This is a genomic window from Candidatus Pelagibacter sp. uisw_098 (assembly GCF_059512505.1).
In genome coordinates this window covers 172,752-197,040 of sequence record NZ_CM183454.1, presented here as the reverse complement: position 1 = coordinate 197,040, position 24,289 = coordinate 172,752, and the positions used below count along the sequence as shown (strand labels likewise).

The 24,289-nt window shown below is 30.9% G+C and carries 28 protein-coding genes; 11 read left to right on the top strand and 17 right to left on the bottom strand.

Annotated features, from left to right (window positions below; all coding sequences use genetic code 11):
* The first annotated feature begins 50 nt into the window (after positions 1–50).
* From AC5YF9_RS01055 to AC5YF9_RS01035, 5 genes are all read left to right on the top strand, one after another.
* The gene (locus tag AC5YF9_RS01055; protein WP_415304218.1) at positions 51–539 is read left to right on the top strand and encodes a prepilin-type N-terminal cleavage/methylation domain-containing protein; all 489 of its coding nucleotides are present in this window, start codon (positions 51–53) and stop codon (positions 537–539) included.
* Positions 539–997: a prepilin-type N-terminal cleavage/methylation domain-containing protein gene (locus AC5YF9_RS01050; RefSeq protein WP_415304217.1), complete on the top strand. Its 459-nt coding sequence runs from the start codon at positions 539–541 to the stop codon at positions 995–997. Before AC5YF9_RS01055 ends, AC5YF9_RS01050 begins: the two co-directional genes overlap by 1 nt.
* Before the next feature lie 45 nt (positions 998–1,042).
* Entirely contained in the window at positions 1,043–1,516 is a 474-nt protein-coding gene (locus tag AC5YF9_RS01045; RefSeq protein WP_415304216.1) for a pilin, read from the top strand.
* 357 nt (positions 1,517–1,873) lie between these two features.
* Positions 1,874–2,398, top strand: a complete 525-nt coding sequence (locus AC5YF9_RS01040; protein WP_415304215.1) for a type IV pilin protein — start codon at positions 1,874–1,876, stop codon at positions 2,396–2,398.
* Complete coding sequence (locus AC5YF9_RS01035) at positions 2,391–2,861, top strand: type IV pilin protein (protein WP_415304214.1); 471 nt, start codon at positions 2,391–2,393, stop codon at positions 2,859–2,861. Before AC5YF9_RS01040 ends, AC5YF9_RS01035 begins: the two co-directional genes overlap by 8 nt.
* A 177-nt stretch (positions 2,862–3,038) precedes the next feature.
* Here AC5YF9_RS01035 and recA read toward each other — a convergent pair whose 3' ends face one another.
* The 5 genes from recA to AC5YF9_RS01010 all read right to left on the bottom strand — a co-directional run bounded on the left by recA (position 3,039) and on the right by AC5YF9_RS01010 (position 7,456).
* Entirely contained in the window at positions 3,039–4,190 is a 1,152-nt protein-coding gene (recA, locus tag AC5YF9_RS01030; RefSeq protein ID WP_415304213.1) for a recombinase RecA, read from the bottom strand.
* Between the two features lie 101 nt (positions 4,191–4,291).
* Positions 4,292–5,590 (bottom strand): TolC family protein, encoded by a 1,299-nt coding sequence (locus AC5YF9_RS01025; RefSeq protein WP_496169909.1) that lies wholly within the window; start codon positions 5,588–5,590, stop codon positions 4,292–4,294.
* Positions 5,590–6,516 (bottom strand): uridine kinase, encoded by a 927-nt coding sequence (locus tag AC5YF9_RS01020; RefSeq protein WP_415304210.1) that lies wholly within the window; start codon positions 6,514–6,516, stop codon positions 5,590–5,592. Before AC5YF9_RS01020 ends, AC5YF9_RS01025 begins: the two co-directional genes overlap by 1 nt.
* Positions 6,517–6,522: 6 nt before the next feature.
* The gene (locus tag AC5YF9_RS01015; RefSeq protein ID WP_415304209.1) at positions 6,523–6,885 is read right to left on the bottom strand and encodes a GFA family protein; all 363 of its coding nucleotides are present in this window, start codon (positions 6,883–6,885) and stop codon (positions 6,523–6,525) included.
* A 13-nt stretch (positions 6,886–6,898) separates the two neighbouring features.
* Positions 6,899–7,456 (bottom strand): SOUL family heme-binding protein, encoded by a 558-nt coding sequence (locus tag AC5YF9_RS01010; RefSeq protein WP_496169908.1) that lies wholly within the window; start codon positions 7,454–7,456, stop codon positions 6,899–6,901.
* Positions 7,457–7,621: 165 nt separating this feature from the next.
* On the opposite strand from AC5YF9_RS01010, the gene AC5YF9_RS01005 reads away from it, so the two are divergent.
* Together AC5YF9_RS01005 and AC5YF9_RS01000 are read left to right on the top strand one after the other, a co-directional pair.
* Positions 7,622–8,017 carry a LexA family protein gene (locus AC5YF9_RS01005; protein ID WP_415304208.1) on the top strand — a complete coding sequence of 132 codons (396 nt, stop codon included), beginning with the start codon at positions 7,622–7,624 and terminating at the stop codon, positions 8,015–8,017.
* Positions 7,995–9,275 carry a Y-family DNA polymerase gene (locus tag AC5YF9_RS01000; RefSeq protein WP_415304207.1) on the top strand — a complete coding sequence of 427 codons (1,281 nt, stop codon included), beginning with the start codon at positions 7,995–7,997 and terminating at the stop codon, positions 9,273–9,275. Before AC5YF9_RS01005 ends, AC5YF9_RS01000 begins: the two co-directional genes overlap by 23 nt.
* Here the strand turns inward: AC5YF9_RS01000 and AC5YF9_RS00995 are convergent.
* Positions 9,268–10,140, bottom strand: coding sequence for a glycosyltransferase family 2 protein (locus AC5YF9_RS00995; protein ID WP_415304206.1), 873 nt, complete (start codon positions 10,138–10,140; stop codon positions 9,268–9,270). The two genes, AC5YF9_RS01000 and AC5YF9_RS00995, sit on opposite strands and share 8 nt — an antisense overlap.
* On the bottom strand, positions 10,137–11,459 hold the full coding sequence (locus AC5YF9_RS00990; protein ID WP_415304205.1) for a glycosyltransferase family 39 protein: 1,323 nt from the start codon (positions 11,457–11,459) through the stop codon (positions 10,137–10,139). The genes AC5YF9_RS00995 and AC5YF9_RS00990 overlap by 4 nt, the downstream gene beginning before the upstream one ends.
* 106 nt (positions 11,460–11,565) lie before the next feature.
* Between AC5YF9_RS00990 and AC5YF9_RS00985 the strand changes: the two genes are divergently transcribed.
* Entirely contained in the window at positions 11,566–12,108 is a 543-nt protein-coding gene (locus tag AC5YF9_RS00985; protein WP_415304204.1) for a TraR/DksA family transcriptional regulator, read from the top strand.
* Positions 12,109–12,124: 16 nt separating this feature from the next.
* On the opposite strand, the gene ehuA is transcribed toward AC5YF9_RS00985, so the two are convergent.
* The 5 genes from ehuA to AC5YF9_RS00960 form a co-directional block, all read right to left on the bottom strand.
* A complete protein-coding gene (gene ehuA / locus AC5YF9_RS00980) occupies positions 12,125–12,913 on the bottom strand; it encodes an ectoine/hydroxyectoine ABC transporter ATP-binding protein EhuA (protein ID WP_415304203.1) in 789 nt (262 codons plus the stop codon).
* The gene (ehuD, locus tag AC5YF9_RS00975) at positions 12,914–13,591 is read right to left on the bottom strand and encodes an ectoine/hydroxyectoine ABC transporter permease subunit EhuD (protein WP_415304202.1); all 678 of its coding nucleotides are present in this window, start codon (positions 13,589–13,591) and stop codon (positions 12,914–12,916) included. It abuts the gene before it with no gap.
* A 1-nt stretch (position 13,592) separates the two neighbouring features.
* Positions 13,593–14,264, bottom strand: a complete 672-nt coding sequence (ehuC, locus tag AC5YF9_RS00970; RefSeq protein ID WP_415304201.1) for an ectoine/hydroxyectoine ABC transporter permease subunit EhuC — start codon at positions 14,262–14,264, stop codon at positions 13,593–13,595.
* Between the two features lie 80 nt (positions 14,265–14,344).
* Positions 14,345–15,196 (bottom strand): transporter substrate-binding domain-containing protein, encoded by an 852-nt coding sequence (locus tag AC5YF9_RS00965; RefSeq protein WP_415284949.1) that lies wholly within the window; start codon positions 15,194–15,196, stop codon positions 14,345–14,347.
* Between the two features lie 107 nt (positions 15,197–15,303).
* Positions 15,304–16,095, bottom strand: coding sequence for an MOSC domain-containing protein (locus tag AC5YF9_RS00960; protein WP_415304200.1), 792 nt, complete (start codon positions 16,093–16,095; stop codon positions 15,304–15,306).
* Between the two features lie 18 nt (positions 16,096–16,113).
* On the opposite strand from AC5YF9_RS00960, the gene AC5YF9_RS00955 reads away from it, so the two are divergent.
* On the top strand, positions 16,114–16,941 hold the full coding sequence (locus AC5YF9_RS00955) for a phytanoyl-CoA dioxygenase family protein (protein WP_415304199.1): 828 nt from the start codon (positions 16,114–16,116) through the stop codon (positions 16,939–16,941).
* Here AC5YF9_RS00955 and AC5YF9_RS00950 read toward each other — a convergent pair whose 3' ends face one another.
* From AC5YF9_RS00950 to AC5YF9_RS00935, 4 genes are all read right to left on the bottom strand, one after another.
* Positions 16,942–17,568 carry a glutathione S-transferase family protein gene (locus tag AC5YF9_RS00950; protein WP_415304198.1) on the bottom strand — a complete coding sequence of 209 codons (627 nt, stop codon included), beginning with the start codon at positions 17,566–17,568 and terminating at the stop codon, positions 16,942–16,944.
* The gene (locus AC5YF9_RS00945; RefSeq protein ID WP_415304197.1) at positions 17,565–18,581 is read right to left on the bottom strand and encodes an NAD(P)/FAD-dependent oxidoreductase; all 1,017 of its coding nucleotides are present in this window, start codon (positions 18,579–18,581) and stop codon (positions 17,565–17,567) included. The genes AC5YF9_RS00950 and AC5YF9_RS00945 overlap by 4 nt, the downstream gene beginning before the upstream one ends.
* Entirely contained in the window at positions 18,582–18,902 is a 321-nt protein-coding gene (locus tag AC5YF9_RS00940; RefSeq protein WP_415304196.1) for a 2Fe-2S iron-sulfur cluster-binding protein, read from the bottom strand.
* Between the two features lie 81 nt (positions 18,903–18,983).
* The gene (locus AC5YF9_RS00935; protein WP_271492687.1) at positions 18,984–19,754 is read right to left on the bottom strand and encodes a bacteriorhodopsin-like; all 771 of its coding nucleotides are present in this window, start codon (positions 19,752–19,754) and stop codon (positions 18,984–18,986) included.
* Between the two features lie 214 nt (positions 19,755–19,968).
* On the opposite strand from AC5YF9_RS00935, the gene AC5YF9_RS00930 reads away from it, so the two are divergent.
* The gene (locus AC5YF9_RS00930; RefSeq protein ID WP_415304195.1) at positions 19,969–21,864 is read left to right on the top strand and encodes a propionyl-CoA synthetase; all 1,896 of its coding nucleotides are present in this window, start codon (positions 19,969–19,971) and stop codon (positions 21,862–21,864) included.
* 142 nt (positions 21,865–22,006) lie between these two features.
* On the opposite strand, the gene AC5YF9_RS00925 is transcribed toward AC5YF9_RS00930, so the two are convergent.
* Entirely contained in the window at positions 22,007–23,311 is a 1,305-nt protein-coding gene (locus tag AC5YF9_RS00925) for a dihydroorotase (protein WP_415304194.1), read from the bottom strand.
* Positions 23,312–23,354: 43 nt separating this feature from the next.
* On the opposite strand from AC5YF9_RS00925, the gene ygfZ reads away from it, so the two are divergent.
* Entirely contained in the window at positions 23,355–24,242 is an 888-nt protein-coding gene (ygfZ, locus tag AC5YF9_RS00920; RefSeq protein WP_415304193.1) for a CAF17-like 4Fe-4S cluster assembly/insertion protein YgfZ, read from the top strand.
* Positions 24,243–24,289: the final 47 nt, after the last annotated feature.

Below are 24,289 nucleotides of genomic sequence, written 5' to 3'. Positions count from 1 at the left end.
GCTAATTCCATCACCTTGATACTTAGATATTGTTTTGTTAGGCTTAATCGATGAAAAGAAACGGTTTCACACTAATAGAACTTTTAGTCGTTGTAGCTATCATCGGTATTTTAGCTGCAGTAGGAGTTGTTGCTTATAATGGGTATACAAGTGGTACTAAGATTGCTGTAACAAAATCAATTTATACAAAGTCAATAAAATATATGCAATCAGAAATAAAATTGTGTGATTTAGGTGAAGAATCTGTAATGCAAGGATGTCTAAAGTGTAGTAAATTTAATAGTGGGAAGCCATCACCTGCTACTCAAGTTATTGTATGTATGGAAAATACATTAAAAGATATAAATGTGTTCAGTAATCCAGATTGGGCACTTAAAAAAAAACTTGCAATACAAAGTGGAAAAGATGATAGCGATAAAGCCTTAGGTAAAGTATTAATGAATTCAGTGCTTGGTACTAAAATTTTTACTTCAGTTTGTTTTAAAATCCCCTGCTCAAATACAAAAAACACAATGAACACAACTATTGATGTGAATTAATGAAACAAAAAGCCTTCACCCTAATAGAACTCCTAGTCGTAGTAGCCATCATCGGTATTCTTGCTGCAGTAGGAGTGGTTGCCTATAATGGGTATACGAGTGCTGCAAAAGTTTCTGCAACGAAAACAATTCACACTCAAACAGTAAAATATATTTCAGCTGAAGTTATGAAATGTAGTTTAGGTGAAACAACAATTTATAATGGTGCTTTGAATTGCTCTGGTATAGATGCGTCAGGTATAGCTTCTGGTGGAGCTCAAGTTATGAAAGATAAAAATCCATATGTAACTGCAAATAAAGCACACAGACAATCGAATGTTTTTACTAATACTAAAAATATAGATGTTGGCTATATTACAATATCTTACAGTGGAAATATTATTACAATTAAATCCTGCCATAAAACTAAATGTTGGTTACTTGTAAATCGGCAAACAAGTACAATCGTATTAGATTAAATTACGTTGCTATTACATCGTAGGTTTTTATGCTAATGTTATTGGATGAAACGAAATGGTTTCACCCTAATAGAACTCCTAGTTGTAGTAGCGATCATTGGTATTCTAGCTGCTGTAGGTGTGGTTGCTTATAATGGGTATACGGGTGCTGCAAAAGTTAATGTGGTAAAAACATATCATAAAAATTATAGTAAATTTTTAATGAGTGAGTTAACCAAATGTAATAATGGATTAACTGATAAATTATTTGGGATATCATGTCCAATTACTTTAAGTGATGATTTAGTAAAAGGTTTAAATACAGAATGTAATAATGGTGATCTTTCTAAAGTTATGAATCCTTACTTGTCGAATACAAAAGCTTGCAGAAATCATCAAACACATGGCAGAGATACAGACTTAGGTTATCTCAGTTATTATGCAGATAATAATTACATACTTACACTGCGTGCTTGTTGGAAATTAATTTGTAGAGATGATAATAGAGGTGCTACAGAAATAGATTTAAGAAATTTTTAATGAACCGCAAAGCCTTCACCCTATAGGATTATGTGGGACTACTAGCAACATACTAGCAACAAAAGAGATAAAACAAGTTTTGAGTGCGAGTGTTGTTGAATAAGCGTTGGTATTCCTGAATTCAGTCTGGGAAAAAAGGCGCTTAAATTATGCACTTGAGGAACACACTACCTCACACTAGCTGACACTAGCTCACACTAGTTATGCGGATGATTTAAAATTTATAAAAAATTAGTCACATAAAGATTCACTAAAAACATCTCTTAAACTCGATACCAAACTCGAACCAAAAGAGATAAATCAAATAGCCAATTCCATCACCTAGACAACATATTTGAATATTGGTAGGGTTGGATTATGAAGCGAAATGGTTTCACCCTAATAGAACTTTTAGTCGTTGTAGCCATCATAGGTATCCTCGCTGCAGTAGGAGTGGTTGCTTATAATGGGTATACATCAAGCGCAAGGGTTGCAGTTGCAAAATCTAATCATGCAGCGATTAAGAAGGAAATTTATCTTGTGATCCAAAAATGCGATATTTATGGAAGTGTAACAATGATGAAAGTCTATGGTTCTAAAACTGAAAGTGTAGTTACTTGTTATCAACCTGATCAACGAACATTCATAGCAAGATATCTTATTAATCATATGGAGAATAATGGTAGATATACAAATCCATATCCTCCACATCCTGATAACCCTACTGCCTGGAGTGCACAAAGATTTAATGGTTGTAAAGTGGCATCGTGGGGAGGACAATATGTCGGTATAACTCATATTGATTCAGTAAATTCCTGGGATCATATAACCTTATGTATTTGTTTCAAGGAGCCGTGTAGTAATTCTGATAATAGATTGGAGGAAGAGATTAAATATGAATAGAAAAGCCTTCACTCTTATAGAACTCCTAGTCGTTGTAGCTATCATTGGTATCCTCGCTGCAGTAGGGGTAGTTGCTTATAATGGGTATACGAGTAGTGCAAAGATTGCAGCAGCCAAAGCAAATCATAAAAATATGAGTGCTTTTGCAAATGGTTCATTTGCTAAATGTGAATTAGGAGCTCCATACATTAACATGAAATATAGCTATACAAATACAGGGTCTTATAATTGTACTAATAGTGCATATTATTTTACTACTTATTTTTATGAACATTTTAAATTTAGTGGTTGGAAAAATACTCACGATAACTCTGAAGAATGTTGCTGGAAAAACCAGAGCACAACTCCACCATTGGGGCGTACTTATTTTTGGCAAATAGGAAATTCTGTACGCATGATTACAAATGTAGGCAAAAGTGGTGGTGGTGATGAATATCTTACCTCAATAATGGAAAAATGGTAATCATTACAATTTCATTTTTCTAAATATAAATAAGAGCTAAACTCGGATCAAACTCGAACCAAAAGAGATAAAGCAAGATTTGAGGGCGAGTGTTGTTAAATAAGCGTTGGTATTCCTAGAAACAGTCTGGGAAAAAAGGCGCTTAAATTAAGCGCCTTTTAATAATTAAAGATGACTTTAACTAATTTTTTTTGGTGGAGTTTCTTCTATCTTAGTTTCCACCTTTGGGTCTTCTATTTGATCTTTTGCAGCTTTTTCTGGATCAAGTGGATTTCCTTCAATTTTTTTTGCTATTACTCCAGCTTTTTCTCTTATTGCCAATTCTATTTCTGCAGCAATCTTAGGATTTTGCTCTAAGTAGATTTTAGCATTCTCTCTACCTTGACCAATCTTTTCACCTTTATAGGCATACCAAGCTCCAGATTTTTCAACAATGTCAGCTTTTGCACCAAGGTCAACTAATTCACCTACTTTACTAATACCTTTGCCATACATTAGGTCAAATTCAACAACTTTAAATGGTGGTGCAACTTTATTTTTAACCACTTTAACTCTTGTTGAGTTACCAATGATTTCATCTCCATTTTTAATAGCACCAATTCTTCTGATATCCATTCTAACAGATGAATAGAATTTAAGTGCATTTCCACCTGAAGTAGTCTCTGGGCTTCCGAACATAACTCCAATTTTCATTCTAATTTGGTTGATAAAAATCATCATTGTATTTGTGCTTGAGATTGATCCTGTTAACTTTCTCAAGGCCTGGCTCATTAATCTTGATTGAAGTCCTACGTGGTGATCTCCCATTTCTCCTTCAATTTCTGCTCTGGGGGTTAATGCTGCAACTGAATCAACAACTATTACTGAAATAGATCCTGATTTAATTAATGTATCAGCTATTTCTAAAGCTTGTTCACCAGTATCTGGTTGTGAAATTAATAACTCTTCAGTGTCTACACCAAGTTTTTTTGCATAAATTGGGTCTAAAGCATGTTCTGCATCTATAAATGCACATATTCCACCTACTTTTTGAGCCTCAGCTACCACTTGTAAAGCTAGGGTTGTTTTACCAGACGATTCTGGTCCATAAACTTCAACAACTCTTCCTTTTGGTAATCCACCTATTCCAAGTGCCACATCTAAACTTAAAGAGCCGGTTGATACCGATTCAATATCCATTGCTCTTCTTTGGCCAAGCTTCATAACCGAGCCTTTTCCGAAATTATCTATAATTTGGCTCATTGCCGCGTCTAAAGCTTTATTTTTTTCATTGCCTTCTGTTTGTTGTGCTTTTGTAGTTTTAACTACTTTTAGGTTGTTTTTAGTCATTTTATGCCTTTTTATTAAAATAATTAGTATTCGAATCTTGTTTTAAATGTACACATTTTGTTCTTTTTATCAATAGTTAATTTTTTATGTAAATATTGGCTTTATTTCCTAAGTTTTAAGTGGCTGCTATTTAGTAGGCCTATAGATTTTAGAACATTAAATTGAGCAAGCAGATAGTTTCTTTCTGAGTTTGCTAGAGCAATTCTAGAATTTAGTAAAATTGAATTAGATTGAATAACATCCAAAGTAGATCTTCCAAGTCCAGATTCATACTCTACAGTTATTCCTTCATTTGCAATTTCAGCCGCCTTAACTTGAGAATTAACTGAATTCAATAAACCTTTTGAAGACTGAAGTGTAGACCATGAGATTGCTACATTATTGTTATTATTTTTTATAACACTATCTAATAATAATTTTTTTCTACTTCGTAAGTTTCGACTTTTATTCAACGTAGCTCTATTTTTCCCACCAGAATATATTGGCCATGTAACTGTTGCTTTTAAAATATTCTTATTACGCTCATCATATGTTGAGCTCAAGTCTTGGGATCTAGAATTTTCATAAGAAAGTTTTGCAGATGGTGATAAATCAGATCGAGAAATAAGGACATCTTTTTCTGATTGCTCATATTCTAGCTTTGCTATAATTAATTCAGGATTGTATTTTTTTGAAGTATCGATTGCATCACTTAAACTGCTTGGAAGTATAAGTTGAATATCAAAATTTTTATTTAAACTATTTATATCTGTAATTGGTCCAATCACATTTTCGTAATTTAACTTATTTGATACAATTTCATTTTGAGATTGAATAAAATTTGCTTGTGCTCCAGCTAATGAGGACTCAGATTGAGCCAGATCAGATAAGGTAATTTGTCCTCTTTCTAGTCTAGCTCTATTAGTTTCAACTTGTCGTTCTAATAAATTAAGATTGCTTTGATTGATCTTTAATTTTTCATTGGCCAATATTAAACCTGAATAAGCTTCAATTGCTTTTAATAAAACTTCTTGTTCTTTTTTTAATAATTTTATGCCTGCAAGGTTAATTCCAATTTCATTTTTTTGAACATCTGCGCTTCTACCAAAATCTATTAATGTTTGTTCAATTTTTATAGATTGAGTGGCAGGATCAACATTATTAATTGATTGCTCAACTCCTATCCTATTGGTCAATTTGCTTGTGTCTTCTTGACTTTTGCTTCCAGAAATTATGACTGTGGGTAAGTAATTACTTTTTGAAATCTTTAAATCTTCTTCTGAAATATCAATATTTTTTCTCTCAGCATTTAAATCAGTATTATTTTTATAAGCTTCTTTAAGAGCTTCAAATAAAGTTACTGCTAAGACATGTTGACTTAAAAATAAAACCGAGAATAATATTAAGATTATTTTTTTCATTATTTTTTAAATTTTATCTTTTCAATCTGATGATTGCTATTTAAATTCATTATTATAGATGAGCTTTTTAGCGCATCTTTAAACATTTGTTGAGTAATTCTTTGATAGGTTTGCATAAAATTTATCACGTCTCCACTACTCATAATCTTTAGGTTTTTCTTATTTTTTGTTTGAACCCAAAGCTTTCTCTCTTGTTTTAATCTCCATTCTCTTAATAAATTAAAATTTTTAGCTTTTAGATATAACAGTCCATCTAATTGGCTAAATAATGTCTTATATTTAGTTTTCAACTGATTATTAACATAAGCTCTCCACTTGGCTCCTTTATCATAAAATTTTTCAAGTGAGTTAATTGGTTTTTTAAGTTGGCTACCTGATTGGGCTCTTGCTCCAACACACCAACCTTCAAAAATTACTACATCAGGCTTTGTTTTAATTTTATACCATAAGCTCTTTTGGCATCTATCATCTATTGCTTTATTAAATGTTGGAATTTGCAAACTTTTAAAGTTTTTATCTTTAATCTTTTTAAAAAAATTTAACATCAAATCTACATCGTGAGTTCCAGGAACTCCTCTTGTCATTAATAAAGGGTGCTTATTTTTAGATAATGACTTTCTGTCTTTTCTTGTTTTATAAAAGTCATCGATGGAAACTTTAAAAACATTTAACTTAAAATATTTTTGTAAAATTAAAGTTAAAATCGATGAGATAGTCGTTTTGCCTGAGCCCTGCCCTCCCGCTAAACCAATTATTAATGGTTTTTTTTTATTAACTTTTTTTGACATCCAAAAGCTGACAGGAATTAGAAAAGACTTAATCATCTTTTCTTTATTTTTAAATTTGTCTTTTTTTGTTTCTTGAGAAGAAATAAATTTAAAATAATCTTTTTTTACTTTGTTAAAACAATCATTAACTTCTTGCATAAAAAACTATTTTTTATCAAGGGGATGGTTTTGACCATCATTGATTGCAACATTTTCTAATTCAAAAGTATTTATTTCATCTATACATCCAAGGTTAAATCCTGTCATAGCTGGATTGGCTCTTGGATTATGATGTGTGTAAATTCCACAATTAGAACAGAAATAGTGTTTCGCAATTTTTGAATGAAATTGATAAAGTGTTAACTTATCTTCACCTTTAATAATTTTAAAATCTTCATTCTTAACCATAGACATAATTGCTCCTTTTCTCTTACAAATAGAACAATTACATTTTAAAACTTTTTCCAAATTATCAGGCACATTTATTTCTACCTCTACTTCTCCACAATGACATTTAAGTTTTTTCATTTATCTTTCTCCATTATCTTTTTATGTTAATCTCAAACATTGCCTCATTTCTTCTGAGTAAAGGTAATGTAAAAGGGCTATTGTAAGTTGCTTTAATAGGTGGACTCAAAATTAATATATTCTTTTTTATTAATTCATTTTCTAAAATATTTTTATGTTTAGTAAAATTTTTATCAGAAGCTCTTCCTGAGTATGTAATAGCCGCATAATAACCACCTTTAACATTTAAAATCTTTACATCTGAATTAGATGGATTTGGTATATCGTCTTTATTAAATCTTGAAGGTAAATAGAATTGCATGGTCATGCTTCCTTTTTTTTCTACCTGAGTAACTGGTGTTGTCATTTTAATCTCTTCATTACTCTCATTATTGCCCGAAATGTAGTTAAATAGTTTTCTAAAACTGCTACCTTGATTTGATATTTCTGTTTCAATGGCTAAACGATCAGAATATTTTCTGATTTCATAAATTTCATTTTTTTTCACCACTTCATAATTTGCCTCTTCATAAGCCATACTTTTAGAGGTTATAATTAAACCAAGAATTATAATCGATAGAATTTTTTTCATTTCAATATGAGGCTTAAACTATCTCTGGTTGAAGTTATTCACAAGGCCACAAAATATAGTTTCGATGTTCACGTTTTGATTCACCTTTGATTCATTAACAGACTCAAAATACAACCTATTGACTGCATTGTATAAGTACTCTACTAATTAGAACAAAACTAGAACATGAAATTAACTATTCCCTTTTATCTACACAAAGCAGGTGCTGGCTTTCCCTCTCCTGCAACAGATTACATAGAAGAAGATGTAGATCTTAACGTTCATCTAATTAAAAATGTTCCAGCAACTTTCATAATTAGGGTTCAGGGAAAGTCGATGACAGATGTTGGTATTTATGATGGTGACCTATTGGTTATTGATAGAAGTTTAAAACCTAAAAATTTTTCAACAGTTGTTGCAAATGTTCATGATGAATTAGTTGTCAAAAGTTTTGTTAAATCAAAAGATGAGCAATTTTTAACGTCAGGATCAAAAAATATTGAAGATAAAATAATTATTGGAGATGAAACTGAAGTATTTATTTGGGGAGTTGTGACTTATGTCATTCATTCAACGTACTAAAAAAATAGCACTAGTTGATTGCAATTCTTTTTACGTATCTTGTGAAAGATTATTTAATCCTAAAATTAAAAATAAACCTGTTGTTGTTTTATCTAATAACGATGGCTGTATTATTGCAAGATCAAATGAAGCAAAATTTCTTGGTATTAAAATGGGAGAGCCTTATTTTAAAGCTAAAGATATAATACTTATAAATAATGTTTATGTTTTTTCTTCAAATTATTCTTTGTATGGAGATTTATCTAGAAGAGTGATGAGAACTTTAAAAAGATTTAATCCTGAATTAGAAATATATTCAGTAGATGAAGCTTTTTTAGATTTAAGTAATTATCCAGATGATGAAGTAGAAGATGTAGGAAAGGAAATTAGAAGTATTGTTTTACAGTGGACAGGAATTCCAACTAGTATTGGTATTGCTAAAACAAAAACACTAAGCAAAATTGCAAATCATATAGCAAAGAAAAAAAAATCTGGTGTCACAAACTTAATAGGAATTGAAAATATTGATCCATTACTAGAAAAAATAGATATCAACGATGTGTGGGGAGTTGGTAAACAGTTAACTAAATTCTATCATCAAAATGGAATTTACAATGCTAAACAATTGAAAAATATATCAAACACCTGGATCAAGAAAAGTTCTAATGTTTTAAGCTCTCGAACTGCATTGGAGCTTAGAGGTATTTCTTGCATTCCACTAGAAACTAAAACTTCAAAAAGAAAAAGCTGTGTAGTATCAAGATCATTTGGCACAAGAGTTGAAAAGTTTCAAGAATTACAAGAAGCAGTTGCAAGTTATTGCTTAAATGCTTCAGAAAAAATTAGATCAGAATCTTTAATAGCAAAATCGATAACTGTTTCTGTTAGAACAAGCCCCTTTCAAAATAGAGGCGTATATTATTCAAATACTAAAACTATAGATTTTCCAATAGCCACTAATAATAGTATTGAAATAGTTAAAACTGCCTTAATCGCATTAAATGAAATTTTTATTAATGGATACAGATATCAAAAAGCAGGAATAACATTGACTGGTTTGGTTAGTTCGAGTGGCAGTAAGAATCTATTTTCTACTGAAAAAGATGAGAAAATTAAAGGCTTAATGAGATCCATTGATAGCACAAACCACAGATATGGTCGGTCAACACTGAGTTTAGCTAGTGCTGGCGTTAATAAAAAATGGAATATGAGGAGAGATCACTCTTCAAAAATAGACACAGCTGATTTTCACTCATTACCAATAATAAAAGCTATTTAATTTTATCTATACTATCAATATTTTCTAAAGAATTATTAAATTCCGACATATTTTCTCTCTTTGATAAAGTAATTACTGAGAGCATCAGAACAATAACTCCGATGACTGGTATCAATGTAATAACTGATATTTTTCCAGTCACTAAAGATAAGTAAGCAATTAAAAAGATTATAGATCTAATTAACAATGTTATCTTAAAGACTGCAATAATTGAAAGAGAGTGCTTTAGCAATTTAACAAAACTCATTTTAGAAAGACCAAAATACCTTGTGCCTCTTTCAGATGAAATAGACTTTCTGTCTTTTACTGTTTTTGCTAATGAGCCTGAAAAACTACTCCATGTTGCAGGTTCATTAACCATTTTCTTAACTACAGACTTGGGTAGACAAGAATAATTGCCATATTTAATGGTTTTTCCTGTAAAAATGAAAGTTAAATACTTATGAACTAGATAACAAAACTTAAATAGAAATCCTTCAGATCTTTTTACTCTATTCGCTGTAACAACTGCATCTGGATAATCTTTAATTTTTTCAATCAATAAAATTAGCTCTTCGGGTCTATCTTCTCCATCACCGTCCATTGGAATTAAATAATCAAAGTCTTCTTTTTCATTTATATATTTTAAACCCGCCGCATTACACCTTGCGTGACCCTTATTTTCTTTCATGTTGATAATTTGAACAGACTTTAAGTTATTTAAATCGACTGAAAACTCTGATCTATTTTCAGTAGAAGCATCGTTGACTATTATTACTGAAAACTCATCATTTAATGTTGAGATTTGTGAGTTAATGTTTTCTATAAGCTTAAAAAATGACTGCCAATCATTATAAACCGGAATTAAAATTTTTATTTTACTCATCTATTCCCAATGCAAATATTATCAATACAGGTAAATTTAGTAAGTGAGTTTAGCTTATCTTTTGTAATAAATCCCTCCCAAACTGGTCTTGATTTTAAATGATATGATAAGTTTCCTGCTTGCCATTCGTCTCCAAGCACAACATTAATAGGCTCTTTATAATCTTGATCCCAGGAATATTGGGTTTTCTCTGCTATTTCTTTTCCAAAATAATCTGTTCTTTTATCTGTTTCTGTAATTGAAACATAAGCATAAGCAAAAGGTGAAAAGATAAATAAAATTAGGAATGCCGACATGAAACCATTTAACTTTTTTAGATTTATTTGTGTTTGGAAAATATAAACAATTAAAACACCAAAAAATAAATAAAAAGGTGTCATCCACATTGTTCTAATTTTTGATCCAGTTATCATTGAGGTTAAAAACATTAAAACTATAGGAACCAGATTAATAAAAACTAAGAATAATAATTTCTTATCCTTGAGTGATATCTTGAATTTAAAATTTTTAACTAAAAAAAATGACATAATAAAAAGTGGAATTAATATCCCAGTTTGTTTGCCTAAAAATATTAATGGATAAATTATATGATCTAATAAACTTGAGTTCCCTAATCCAGCTCTAGCTAATCCATAAGTGATAGTTGTATAATCATTATTTGTTAGCCAAATTAGATGTGGAACTAATAGAACAATAAAAACTTCTACAGATATTAAATATTTGAAATCAAATTTTTTATATTTCTTTATAAAAATTACATAAAAAAATAATAGGTCAATTGCTATTAAAAGATAAATAAAAAGATACTTTGATAAAAAACCTATCGCAGAAAATACACCCAGCCAAAAGCAATCTTTAAGGCTTATTTTTTGCTTATCAAATAATTTCCAAGAATAATAAACACATAAAGCCCAAAAAGGTAATTGGCAAACATTAACATTAAACTCTGGAGTTGTGAAATTATAAAAATAGATACCCTCTAATAAAAGAACTGATATTAAGCTTAAAGTTTTATTCTTGAATAGCTCTTCTGCAAATTTAAACACAACAATAAAAGCTATAACTACAAATATTTGACTTAATAAATAATAAGCCCAATCTTGCGCACCAAAGATTTGATAAAAAACTTCAAGAAAAAAAGCAACAGCTGGTGGGTGTTTGTTAAAACCCCAATCTAGGTTACTACCCCAAGCCAAATGCTCTATTGTATCAAGTGGTAAGTTGTTATTTGTTAATGACGGAATCAGTGTCCATAAAATTAGATGTATTATAATAAAACTGTAAAATAATTTATTTATATCTATTTTATTAAAACTCATAATGGACTTATATTATTATTATTTACTGCCATTAAATTTATATGAATTAAGCTTGCTTGACACGTATTAATTGCTGAATATAATCCGGCCACTTAAATTTATATATATGCCTAAAATCTCAAAATCATCTACTAAAAAACCAATAGCTAAAGCAAAGAAGATTGTTATTACAACCCAAAAGCCTGCTAAAGTAATAAAAAAAGTAGCTACTACTGAAAAAAAAATAAAGGCACCAATCAAAATTTCAAAAAATTACATTCCTAAAGATACTGAGAAATATATGTGTGATAAACACTTATCCTTTTTCAAAATAAAGCTTACAGAATGGAAAAAAGAATTAGTAAAAGCAAATAACGAAGCTCTTTACCATGGATCAATGGATGACAATAGTGTGTCTGCAGATATTGTTGATCAAGCAAGTTCATACACAGACAAAGCCGTGGAAATGAAAGCGATTAATAGACAAATAAAATTAATTTCTAAAATTGATCAAGCCTTATTAAGAATAAAAGATGTAACTTTTGGATTTTGTGCAGAGACTGCAGAACCAATAGGTTTAAAAAGATTAATGGCAAGACCAGTTGCTCATCTTTGCATTGCCGCTCAAGAAAAGCACGAAAAAGAAGAAAAAGTATACGCTGACGATTAAAGTTTAAATATTCTTCTTAACTAGCATCAAGAACAGCGTGTAAAAATTTTTTAGTTCTCTCATTCTGTGGGTTATCAAATAATTGTTCTGGTGGTCCTTGCTCAAATATCTTTCCTTCATTAAAAAAACAAACTCGGTCTGATATTTCTCTAGCAAAACCCATCTGATGTGTGACCATAATCATAGTAAGATCATGTTCTTTATTTAAAGATCTAATTACATTTAAAACTTCCCCAACAACCTCAGGATCTAATGCAGATGTAATTTCATCTAAAAGCATAACTTTTGGCCTCATGGCTAAAGCCCTAGCTATTGCAACTCTTTGCTGTTGACCACCTGATAATCTTGAAGGATGTTCATCTTTTTTATCAGACAGTCCTACTAAATCTAGTAAATCTAAAGCTCTCTCTTCAGCTTCTTCTTTTTTCATACCCAGCACTTCAACTGGTGCCTCTATACAATTTTGTAGAGCAGTCATATGAGGAAAAAGATTAAATTGCTGAAACACCATTCCTATTTTAGATCTTCTTTCTCTTAAATATTTTTCATTAGCAATAACTAGTTTTCCTTCTTTATCAGGCATATGAGTTAAGGGTTCATTTTCTAAGTAAATTACTCCCTTGTCAATTTTTTCTAGAGTCATCAAGGTTCTTAATACCGTTGTTTTACCTGATCCTGATGGACCAATAATTGAAACCATTTCATTCTTTTTAATTTCCAAATTAAGTTTATCTAAAACAACAAGATCTCCATATTGTTTTGTAACATCAGAAAACTTTACTAGAATATCATCTGAATTATTCATTTAATTTTTTACCTTTCCTTGTGCTTTGTTAACTGATCTTTCTAATTTTCTAATACCCATTGCTGCAGGTATAGATAAAATTAAGAAAATAATTCCAACCATAGTATATGGTTCTAAATAACGATAATGATACCCACCTACTGCTGTTGCTGCATGAAATAATTCTGCAACTCCGATAGTTGATAATAATGGTGTATCTTTAAAAATTCCTACTAAATAATTTCCCATTCCTGGAATTGCTATGGGAAAAGCTTGGGGAAAAATTATTCTTTTATAAGTGTATATTGCAGAAAAATTTAGCGCTCTGCAAGCTTCCCACTGAGATTTGGGAACTCCCTCTAATGCTCCTCTATAAACCTCTGAAAGATATGTTCCAAAATGAAGTCCGATAGTTATCATTGCTGATACCCAAGCAGATAAAACTATACCAAATTGAGGTCCAACAAAATATACAAAGAATAATTGAATAAGAAGTGGAGTTGAACGAATAAATTCTACTATTTCTCTAACTATAATATTTACAAACTTATAAGGTGTTCGTTGACCCAATAAAAACAGCATACCTACTACAACTGCTATTGCATAACCTATTCCCGCAGCCATTATAGTGTTTAAGGTTGCCCATAGCATTTTAGGTAATATTTGATAAGCAAAATCCCATTTCCATTCTGCATCCATATTATATCTTCTCCTTTCCTACTTTTCTTGCAGCAAGAACCTCTAACCAACGTAAAAAAGGGACAAGAAAAAATCTCGATATAATATAATATATTATAAGTGCTGTTCCAAAACATTGCGCAGATAACCATGTAATAGAATTAATTTGTTTTGCTTCAAATGTTAAGTCAACAACAGTTACTAGTGCAACTAGTGCGGTAGCTTTTAAAAGTTCTACAGTCAAGTTTGCTGCAGGTGGAAGTATAACTGGAAAAATTTGTGGTATAATAATTCTCCTCATTCTTTTTGCTGAACTAAAGTTAAGAGCATAAGCTCCTTCCCATTGACCTTTTGGTACTGCTATTATTCCACCTCTTACTATTTCGGCTCCATAAGCACCAAAATTCATCCCTATAGCTACAACACCTGAAGTGAATGCCTCAAGAGACATACCAAAAAAAGGTAAGACATAATAAACCCAAAATAATTGCACCATTAAAGATGTGCCTCTAAAAAATTCTATATAAATAGTTGCAGCGCCCTGAATAACTGAATTATTTGACACTCTCATTAACCCAAAAATTATGGAAATTATTACATAGAGAATAGTAGCACAAATTAATACCTTAACTGTAGTAACTGTTCCTAGCAATAAAGTAGATCCGTGTTCAGCTAAGAATGAAAAATAACTCACTTTTAAAACCTTTAATTAAATTTAAAAAAAAATCAGGCGACTTTTATTCATCGCCTGATTAAATTAATCTATTACTAATATTACTTAGTTGAACAAGCCCACTCAGTACTCATTGAAGGAGGTGGTAGTTGAGCTTTATCATAACCATACTCACCAGCTCTCTCTAACATTTTTGCTGGGTTAGCCATAACTTTTGCTAAAGCTGCATTGAAATTATCTCTAAATTCAACATCACTTTTTCTAAAACCAATACCAACTACGTTTAAAGTTTCTTTAGGCATTAATTTAGGGTCAGTCACTTCAAACATACCGTTACTTTTTGCTTCATGCTCTTTTGCACCAAAGAATGTTTGCACAGCAACATCAGCTCTTCCAGCTTTCATTGCAGCAAGAATTCCAACTTCACCTTCAACTAACATCATTTGACTTTCAGGAACACCATACTTTTTAGCAGCTTCAACAGTGTTAAATCCAGCACCAGTTACAAGTTTTGCACCAGTTCTAATAACATCTGCATAATTATTAATTCCTTGAGGATTTCCTTTTGGAACCATCATGGCATCACCAAAAACACCTATAGGATCAGAAAAGTTCATGTTTGCACATCTACTTTTTAGAATATACATACCACCAGTAACCATATCTGAACGATTTGCATTTAATCCAGGTATTAATCCAGACCATTCAAAAACTTTAGTTTCAGTTTGATCTTCTGTAATTCCCATTTCTTCAAGAACTGTTAAAGCTATCATATTAACAAATCCTAAAGCTTGACCGTTATCTCCCGCATAAGCCCATGGCACTGCAGTTCCAAACCCAAGTCTTAACTTGTCACCACCTTTTAATTTACTAGTCAACGTTTCAGCGCTAACTGCAGTAATACTAAAAAGAATTACAAGAAAGACTCCAATTGATTTTAAAAATCTATTCATTTTTTTTCCTCTATTTAAGTTTATTTTAATAATTAAAGCAAAATTGAAGTTGTTTGTACATCAAAAAAAATAGATACAACTTAAAGTTGCTTAATAAAATATTTGTATTAATTAATTATCTGAACTTTATCACTTAATTTAATTTCACCATCATCAAGTGCGGTCAAATAAATTCCCATTTCAAAATGATTATAAGTTTTTTTTAATGACTGAAGTAAATTTAAAGAATTGTCATCTGTGTTTGGTTTTAGATTAATTGCAACACATCTTGGTATGTTTTTTTCAACTTTAAAAGAAACACCATTAATTTTAACAATTTTTCCGATCCATTCTCGTTCTTTCCATGGTTCAACTCCATCAATATGAATGTTGCCTCTAAATCTTTGAGCCTCAATTTTTTGATTAATTTTATTCTTAAAATCCTCAATACTCTTATTATTTAAAAGAGATACCGAATGAGATAAAACTGTTTTATTTGATATCGATGTATCAAAAAAAGGAAGGTCTTTATTTTTCATTAATACTATTGGTTTTTTAAGGGAATTTTCCAATTCTAAGATTTTATTTGAAAGTAAATCATATTCATTCATTTCATTTACATTAATTGTTAAAATTTTCTCATTTTTAAAAGTTAATGTTAATTTATTTTCAACAAATAAAAAATTATACTTATTCAATACTGGAGAGTTTTTTAGAGTTAAAATTTTATTCCATTTTCCTCTTCTTTCTTCAGGTTTTTTTTCAAATAGCTTTACTTGTTCTAAATTTAAATCTTTAGCAAATGCAAAAATTCTATCTCCTATAATTCCAATATCTTTTTTAATTTCACACTTATCAATAGTTTGAAATGATATGGATTTAACTGGACAATAATTTATTGAAGAAATAGTTACGCTCATATAATATTTTTAAATAATATGCCTAAATTGTCTTCAAATCAACTTCAAGAGTATAACGATAATGGTTATGTTGCTCCAATAGAAGTTTTAACTAAAGATCAAGCATTTGAGATAAGAAAAGAAATAGAAAACATTGAAGCCTGTTGGCCTGATGAACTGAAAGGAATTGGAAGAAATTATGTGCATATGATTTCTCCCATACTTGATGAAGTTTGTCATAACTCAAAAATGCTAGATGCTGTTGAGAGTATAATTGGAAAAAATATTCTTATTTGTGGAACAACTTTATTTATTAAAGACCCATATAAAAAAGGATTTGTAAGTTTTCATCAAGATGCAACATATATTGGATTGGAACCACATAATTGGGTAACTGCTTGGTTAGCAATAACTGATGCTAACGAAGAAAATGGCTGTATGAGAATGTGGTCTGGTTCACATAAAGCTAACATCAGACATCATGAACAAAAATATGATGAAGGTAACTTATTAACAAGAGGTCAAACTGTAGAAAATGTTCCCTTAGATAAAACAACACCTTTGGTTTTAAAAGCAGGACAAATGTCATTACATCATCCAACAATAGTTCATGGTTCAGGACTAAACAAAAGTAATGATAGAAGAATTGGTTTTGTAGTTCAAAGCTATATTGGCAGTAATGTAAATCAAGTTTTAGGTAAAATGTATGTTCAGCAAGCAAGAGGAGATGATACCTTTAAATATCATCAACATACTAAAAGACCGAGTATGCTAATGGATCAAAAAGATATGAAAATAAGAAAGAAGGCAAATGAAGATTTGCAAGGAATTTTTTATCCAGGCTCTACTAAAAAAGGAAATTTCTAATTAAGGTTTTGGTATCTCAGAGCCATCTTTTAAAAGATCATACCCTTTTACAACAGCTTCTCTATTTGCAATATCTAAATACCATCTAGTTAAATTGTTGTAATTCTTAAGACCAATATCATGCCATTCGTGCCTTGCTATCCATGGCCAAGTTGCAATATCTGCAATTGTATATTCATTTCCAGCTAAGTATTTTGATGAAGATAATCTCTCATCTAGTTCGCTATAAATTCTTTTTGTAATTTTAAAATATCTTTCCTCTCCAAATTCACTTTTTCCAGGATTGTAATGATGAAACTGATGATGCTGTCCAATCATTGGTCCTATAATTCCCATCTGCGCCATCAACCATTGGTTTATGGTATGCCTATCTTTTGCTTCATAAAATTTGTTATATTTTTCAGCTAAATATATAAGTATTGCACCAGACTCGAATAATGACTGTCCATTTTCATGATCTGTAATTACTGGTATCTTTCCAAATGGGCTTATTTTTTTAAAATCTTTTTTAAATTGCTCATCTTTTGACAAATCAATTTTAGTAACTTTAAAATCACAACCTATTTCTTCTAACATTATTGTAATTTTTTTCCCATTTGGAGTATCTGCTGTAAATAGCTCTATCACTCTTTAACACCCAGTCTGCTTTTTACTGTCTTAGAGGAAGTGGTAAACTCAAATCTGTATTTTTCATCTGGTTTAGCATATTTAAAACAACCTCTAGCAGCTAATGCTCCCTCATGAAAACCTGAAAGAATTAATCTAAGTTTTCCAGGATAGGTGCAAATATCACCAATTGCAAAAATACCTTCTTTATTGGTTTCAAAATTTTCTGTATTAACCGGTATTGTTTTCTTATCTAAATTTAATCCCCATTCAGCAATTGGTCCTAGTTGCATTATTAATCCAAAAAAACCCAAAACATAATCAGTTTTAATTTCTTTTATACTTTCATCATCATGCTTGATGTTAATACTTTCAACTTTTTCATTACCGCTAACTGAACCTAATTGGTATTTAGTATGAACTTCTATCTTACCTTCATCTTTTAATTGTTTAACTTTATCAATACTTGCTTGCATTCCTCTAAATTCATCTCTTCTGTGTACTAATATAACTTTAGATGTATTTGAGAGTTCTATCACCCAATCTAATGCTGAGTCTCCTCCACCAAAAATGGTAACTGTTTTATCTTTAAAAATTTTTTTGTCTTTAATTGAATAAAGTATTTGTTTTCCTTCGTACTTTTCAATTTCTTTTGTTGGGAATTTTCTTGGCTCAAAAGATCCTACACCAGCTGCAATAATTATACTTGATGCTTCAAATTCAGTTCCTTTATTGGTCTTTATTAACCATTTTTTTTCAACTTTTTTAAGTTCTTGTACTCGCTCATTTAAATGAAAATTTGTTTTGAATGCTTTAATCTGTTCAATTAAATTATTGGTTAACTCTTCTCCAGTGCATTCTGGAACAGCAGGAATATCATAAATAGGTTTATCAGGATAAAGTTCAATACACTGTCCACCTATTTTATCTAAGTTATCAACTACTTCACATTTTAATCCGATTATTCCTAATTGATGAACACAAAATAATCCAACTGGCCCTGCGCCTATTATTAAAGTATCTGTTTTAATCATTTAACCTTGTTTTGATGGAATGCTAACCGTTAGTCCATCTAGTTCATCAGAAACTAATAGCTGACAACTTAATCTACTAAATTTATTAGGTTCAAAAGCCATATCTAACATATCTTCTTCACCATCTTCTTTTTTTGGAAGTTTATTAAACCATTCTTCTTTGACATAAACATGGCAAGTAGCACAAGCCATTCCACCTCCACAATCAGCGTCAATCCCAGGAATATCGTTTTGAACTGCACCCTCCATTACACTTAACCCATTAGAAACATCTATGGTATGAGACTTTCCATTATTTTCAATGTAGGTAATTTTAGGCATTGAACTATATATAATTACATAAAAAAAAAGGGCAAGTACACAAAATGTACTCGCCCTTTTTAAATTATTTAGGTTTACTAATTACTTAGCTTTTCTACCACCTGATTGCATTGCTGCAGCCCAAATGATTAGACCAAATGCAGTTTTGTTTAGCAAGTCAGCTATATTGTAAATCACGTTTAGTGAGTCAGCATCTACACCACCTGTTAGGTAACCAAATACATAACCTAATGGGTAAATTGCCCAACCAACTGTAACGATCATTCTCATTGCACCAAATGCAGTAACAAGAGCTTTGTTTCCACTTTTTGCTGCAGCTTTTCCCGCTTCACCAGAGAATACTTCATAAAGAATGTAGAACCATCCAGCCATACCGATTACAAAACCAAGTGTAGCGTTAATGTATCCTGCTTCTCCTAAGTATCCACCTACAAGCATCACAACTGTTCCAATTAACAATCTCCAGAATATTCCAGAATTTGCTTTTCCTACAGCTGCTAGAATTAGGTAAAATTCTATCATCAGTAATGGTACAGTGATTAACCAGTCAATATATCTGTAAACAGTTGGTGACTCACCAGTCGTAACCCATACATCTCTCATATACATGTAATGTATAAAGGCAATACCAGTTACTAGACCAGCTACTATTATTGATGTTCTCCAACCTGCTGCAACATTTCCTGCTTCTAAGAAAAAGAAAGCAGTAGACGCTAACATCACCATTGTTACTAGCCAGAATGAAATCCCAACGAAGTCGTCAGAAGCCAACATGGCTGTTTCCGCGTTTGCTACACCTGAAGCACCCATTAGGGCTACAGCTGTAAGAGCAAACAATTTTAGTTTTTTCATAAAAAACTCCCTCTTGTGTTAGTTTTTAACTTTAGTTTATATAAACTAGACCTAAACTAATGCTTAAGTCATGTTGAAGGTTAACTATCAAAGTTATCTAGTTTTTAGAAGGTTTAATTGTATCTAATTTGTATTGATTTTACTTACTTTTTAAATTTTAATACAATCTTTAATTTAATAAGCTTAAAAAACTAACAAAATAGAATCAAATCATATGACAAAAAAGTTTAACAATATTTACCAAAATTCTTTAAAAAACCCTGAAGATTTTTGGCAAGAAGTCTCTAATGATATTTTTTGGTTTAAAAAACCCACTAAAATTTTAAATAAATCCAATCCACCTTTTTATAAATGGTTTGAGGATGGTGTTACCAACACTTGTTATAATGCTTTAGACATTCATATCGATCAAGGCAGAGGTGACAAGCTAGCTTTAATCTATGATAGCCCAATAACTGGAAACAAAAAGCAGTTTACCTATAAAGAGTTAAGAGAAAAAGTTTCAAAATTTGCAGGAGCGCTAAAAAATCAAGGAGTCGACAAAGGTGATAGAGTTATAATCTATATGCCCATGATCCCAGAAGCAGTTATAGCAATGTTAGCATGTGGAAGAATTGGAGCAATCCACTCTGTGGTGTTTGGAGGTTTTGCCTCTAATGAACTTGCTAGCAGAATTGATGACAGTAAAGCAAAAGTAATAGTTACATCTTCATGTGGCTTTGAACCTGGAAAAACTGTTGAGTATAAACCATTGGTTGATGCAGCAATTAAGATGGCTTCTCATAAAATTGATAAAATGATCTTATTTCAAAGAATAGACCATACGGTTGAACTTAATGCTCCAAAAGAAATCAGTTGGGGTGAGGCACTTTCAAATGCAAAAGAAGTAGATTGTGTCGAAATGAATTCAAATGATTTAGCTTATATTTTATATACCTCAGGAACCACAGGAGTTCCTAAAGGAATAGTTAGAGATATTGGTGGTCATATAGTTGCTCTAAAATGGACTATGAAAAATATATACAATATTGATGCTGATGATGTCTGGTGGTCAGCAAGCGATATTGGCTGGATAGTTGGACACTCTTATATTGTTTACGCACCTTTATTTAAAGGTTGTACTACAGTATTATTTGAAGGAAAGCCCGTTGGCACTCCTGATGCTGGTGCTTTTTGGAAAATAATTTCAGACTACAAAGTTAAATCTCTTTTTACTGCACCAACTGCTTTTCGAGCTATTAAAAAAGAAGACCCTGAGGGTAAGTTTTTTTCTAAATATGATTTAAGTAAATTTGAATCATTATTTTTAGCTGGTGAAAGAGCTGACCCAGATACCATTAAATGGGCAGAAAATTTATTAAAAGTTCCAGTAATTGACCATTGGTGGCAAACCGAAACAAGTTGGGCAATTAGTTCTAATTGTACAGGAATTGAAATGATGAAAACAAAATATGGTTCAGCATGTAAGGCAGTCCCTGGATATGATGTTCAAATCATGAAGCCAGATCAAACTTTAGCAAAACCAAATGAAATGGGAGATATAGTTGTAAAATTACCTTTACCTCCTGGAACTTTTCCAACCTTATGGAATGCAGATAAAAGATACAAAGATAATTATATGACGAACTATGAAGGTTACTATGAAACATATGATGCAGGTCATATTGATGAAGATGGGTATATTTGGATTATGTCTAGAACAGATGATATTATTAATGTTGCAGGCCACAGATTATCGACAGGTGCTATAGAGGAAGTTTTATCAGAACATCAATCAGTTGCTGAGTGTGCAGTGCTAGGAATTGCTGATAAATTAAAAGGGCAATTACCAATTGGTCTAGTCGTTCTTAAGACAGGTGTTAAAAAAGATAACGAAAGTATTTCAAAAGAATGCATAAAAATGGTTAGAGATACTATTGGACCAGTAGCAGCATTTAAAACTGTAATTGTTATTAAAAGATTACCAAAAACAAGATCTGGCAAAATATTAAGAGGAACTATTAGAAAAATTGCTGATAATGAAGAGCATAAGGTACCAGCAACTATTGATGATCCCACCATCTTAACTGAGATAAAAGAGGACTTAATTAAGCATAATATTCTTAAGTAGTGATTAAAACATATCTAATTTTAATAGTTACAATATTAGGATATATCTTCTTTAAACAATCATTGTCTTAGCAGGCTGTATTAGGATTATTTTTTATTGTTTTTGGAGTTGTGCTTGTAAATAGCTTTTCAGTAAAAACTATTTAAAATTTTAATGGCTTACCCTCAGGATCACCTAAAATTTTGCCATCCCTCATTTTAATTTGACCATTAATGATTGTTGATACTGGTGTGCCTTTAAATTCATATCCATCAAAAGGTGACCAACCACATTTACTTTCAATATTTGCATTTTTGATTATAATTTTTTTATTCATATCTACGATTGTGAAATCAGCATCAAAACCCTCTTTAATAAAACCTTTATCTTGTATCCCAAAAATTTTAACTGGATTTTCACATATAGAATTCATTAATTGTTCTAAACTTAATTTTCCATCATTAACATGGTTTAACATAACTGGTAAAAGTGTTTGAACACCTGGCATTCCAGATGGTGAATTTGGATAATTTTTTTCTTTATTCTCTCTCAAGTGTGGAGCATGATCAGAACCAATTGTATCATTAAGATTATTTTTTACTCCGTACCACAATCTATCATAGTGGGACTTGTCTCTTAAAGGTGGATTCATTTGAGCATAAGTTCCAAGTTTGTCATAACAGTCTGGAGCGTAGATTGTTAAATGTTGTGGGGTAATCTCAAATGTTATGTTACCTTTGTGTTGTGATAAAAAGTCAATCTCTTCTTTCGTGGTAATATGAAGAATATGGGCTTTTTTCTTATATCGCTCAGCAATTCTAACTATTCTTCTAGTTGATGAGATTGCACATTCGGCGCTTCTCCAAATTGGGTGTGAATGAACATCTCCTTCTTTAATCAATTTTTTATTAATATTTAAAATTGCTTCATCCTCGGAATGTACTGCAACAACTTTTGAGCTGCTTTTAAATACTTTTTCAATATCCTCTTCCTCAGCAACTAAAAGGTTTCCAGTTGACGATCCAGCAAACAGTTTAATTCCACAACAACCCTCTAAATTTACCAAATCTGCTAACTCACTTGTGTTATCAGCTGTTGCTCCAAAATAAAATGCATAATTGCAATACATTCTATTTTTAGCTAAATCTAATTTTTTTTGAAATTCTACCTTGGTAGATGTTGGTGGATTAGTGTTTGGCATCTCAAACACACTTGTTATGCCACCTACTATTGCAGCCCTACTTCCTGAGTGTAAATCTTCTGTATCTGTTGACCCAGGCTCTCTAAAATGAGTTTGTGTATCAATGCACCCTGGTAAAACTGTTAACCCTTTAGCATCAAAAGTCTCTTTCGCTTCACTGTCAATTTTGCCAATTTTTATAATTTTACCGTCTTTAATTCCTATATCTTGACCTTTAAGATCTTTATCTATGTAGCATGAGCCATTTTTAATTATTAGATCTAACATTTATGAAAAAAGTAATTATATCATATCCAGGTATCAATCAATTATGAATATGCAGAAAGTATATATTTTAGAAGATAGAGGAATTCTCTACATAAATGGAGCAGATGCTAATGAATTTTTACAAAATATGATTAGCAATGACATTAATAAGGTCAATGAAGACAATAGTTGTTTTGCATCACTACTAACTCCACAAGGAAAATTTCTATTTGCTTTTATTGTTGTAAAACATAAATCTGGTTATTTCATAGATTGTGAAAAATCTCAAACAGAGGCTCTCTTTAAACAACTGAGCATCTACAAGCTTAGATCTAAAGTTGAAATTATGAATTTAAGCAATGAATTTGTAATTGCAGCATTTAGTCATGAAAAGTTTTTAAAATTTGAAGGTGCCAAGGATCAACCTGGAAACACAATAAAATATAGAGAGGACCCTATTTTATTAGACCCAAGAAATAAAGATCTGGGTGCAAGGCTTATTATTAATTTAGAAAAGCTTTATCTATCTTTAAAAAAATTAGATCTAAAAGATTCCCCAATTACTGAATATTACGAATTGAGTCATGAACTAGGAATTGCTCAAAAAGAAATGAATAAATTACAAAATAAATTATTTGGAATTGAATGTAATTTTGAGGAGCTAAATGGAATAGATTTTAAAAAGGGTTGCTATGTTGGTCAAGAGAATACAGCAAGAATAAAACTAAAGAATAAACTTTCTAAAAGATTGTTAGCCATACAATTAATCAGTGGAAAATTAACTGAGGGTGCTTCAATTTATGCTAATGATATTGAAATAGGTAAAGTATTGATTAATGATGAGTATCCCTTTGCATTAATCAAATATCTAGATGAAAACTTTAAAAAAGACAGTGAATTAAAAAGCGAAAATGCAATTTTGAGAATAAAAATGCCAAATTGGATACGGTAGTGTGGCATAATAAGGAATGACAAGTATTAACCTAATTGATAAGTTTT

What these genes read in the sequence shown, in the direction of transcription:
- AC5YF9_RS01010 (WP_496169908.1), bottom strand. Translation starts at nt 7,456, where the DNA reads ATGAAAAAAATTCTATCGATTATAATTCTTGGTTTAATTATAACCTCT.
- AC5YF9_RS01040 (WP_415304215.1), top strand. Translation starts at nt 1,874, where the DNA reads ATGAAGCGAAATGGTTTCACCCTAATAGAACTTTTAGTCGTTGTAGCC.
- AC5YF9_RS01005 (WP_415304208.1), top strand. Translation starts at nt 7,622, where the DNA reads ATGAAATTAACTATTCCCTTTTATCTACACAAAGCAGGTGCTGGCTTT.
- AC5YF9_RS01000 (WP_415304207.1), top strand. Translation starts at nt 7,995, where the DNA reads ATGTCATTCATTCAACGTACTAAAAAAATAGCACTAGTTGATTGCAAT.
- AC5YF9_RS01050 (WP_415304217.1), top strand. Translation starts at nt 539, where the DNA reads ATGAAACAAAAAGCCTTCACCCTAATAGAACTCCTAGTCGTAGTAGCC.
- ehuA (WP_415304203.1), bottom strand. Translation starts at nt 12,913, where the DNA reads ATGAATAATTCAGATGATATTCTAGTAAAGTTTTCTGATGTTACAAAA.
- AC5YF9_RS00925 (WP_415304194.1), bottom strand. Translation starts at nt 23,311, where the DNA reads ATGTTAGATCTAATAATTAAAAATGGCTCATGCTACATAGATAAAGAT.
- recA (WP_415304213.1), bottom strand. Translation starts at nt 4,190, where the DNA reads ATGACTAAAAACAACCTAAAAGTAGTTAAAACTACAAAAGCACAACAA.
- AC5YF9_RS01055 (WP_415304218.1), top strand. Translation starts at nt 51, where the DNA reads ATGAAAAGAAACGGTTTCACACTAATAGAACTTTTAGTCGTTGTAGCT.
- AC5YF9_RS00965 (WP_415284949.1), bottom strand. Translation starts at nt 15,196, where the DNA reads ATGAATAGATTTTTAAAATCAATTGGAGTCTTTCTTGTAATTCTTTTT.
- ehuD (WP_415304202.1), bottom strand. Translation starts at nt 13,591, where the DNA reads ATGGATGCAGAATGGAAATGGGATTTTGCTTATCAAATATTACCTAAA.
- AC5YF9_RS00995 (WP_415304206.1), bottom strand. Translation starts at nt 10,140, where the DNA reads ATGAGTAAAATAAAAATTTTAATTCCGGTTTATAATGATTGGCAGTCA.
- AC5YF9_RS01025 (WP_496169909.1), bottom strand. Translation starts at nt 5,590, where the DNA reads ATGAAAAAAATAATCTTAATATTATTCTCGGTTTTATTTTTAAGTCAA.
- ygfZ (WP_415304193.1), top strand. Translation starts at nt 23,355, where the DNA reads ATGAATATGCAGAAAGTATATATTTTAGAAGATAGAGGAATTCTCTAC.
- AC5YF9_RS00960 (WP_415304200.1), bottom strand. Translation starts at nt 16,095, where the DNA reads ATGAGCGTAACTATTTCTTCAATAAATTATTGTCCAGTTAAATCCATA.
- AC5YF9_RS01020 (WP_415304210.1), bottom strand. Translation starts at nt 6,516, where the DNA reads ATGCAAGAAGTTAATGATTGTTTTAACAAAGTAAAAAAAGATTATTTT.
- AC5YF9_RS00940 (WP_415304196.1), bottom strand. Translation starts at nt 18,902, where the DNA reads ATGCCTAAAATTACCTACATTGAAAATAATGGAAAGTCTCATACCATA.
- AC5YF9_RS00930 (WP_415304195.1), top strand. Translation starts at nt 19,969, where the DNA reads ATGACAAAAAAGTTTAACAATATTTACCAAAATTCTTTAAAAAACCCT.
- AC5YF9_RS01035 (WP_415304214.1), top strand. Translation starts at nt 2,391, where the DNA reads ATGAATAGAAAAGCCTTCACTCTTATAGAACTCCTAGTCGTTGTAGCT.
- AC5YF9_RS00955 (WP_415304199.1), top strand. Translation starts at nt 16,114, where the DNA reads ATGCCTAAATTGTCTTCAAATCAACTTCAAGAGTATAACGATAATGGT.
- AC5YF9_RS00990 (WP_415304205.1), bottom strand. Translation starts at nt 11,459, where the DNA reads ATGAGTTTTAATAAAATAGATATAAATAAATTATTTTACAGTTTTATT.
- AC5YF9_RS00935 (WP_271492687.1), bottom strand. Translation starts at nt 19,754, where the DNA reads ATGAAAAAACTAAAATTGTTTGCTCTTACAGCTGTAGCCCTAATGGGT.
- AC5YF9_RS01015 (WP_415304209.1), bottom strand. Translation starts at nt 6,885, where the DNA reads ATGAAAAAACTTAAATGTCATTGTGGAGAAGTAGAGGTAGAAATAAAT.
- AC5YF9_RS01045 (WP_415304216.1), top strand. Translation starts at nt 1,043, where the DNA reads ATGAAACGAAATGGTTTCACCCTAATAGAACTCCTAGTTGTAGTAGCG.
- AC5YF9_RS00985 (WP_415304204.1), top strand. Translation starts at nt 11,566, where the DNA reads ATGCCTAAAATCTCAAAATCATCTACTAAAAAACCAATAGCTAAAGCA.
- AC5YF9_RS00945 (WP_415304197.1), bottom strand. Translation starts at nt 18,581, where the DNA reads ATGATTAAAACAGATACTTTAATAATAGGCGCAGGGCCAGTTGGATTA.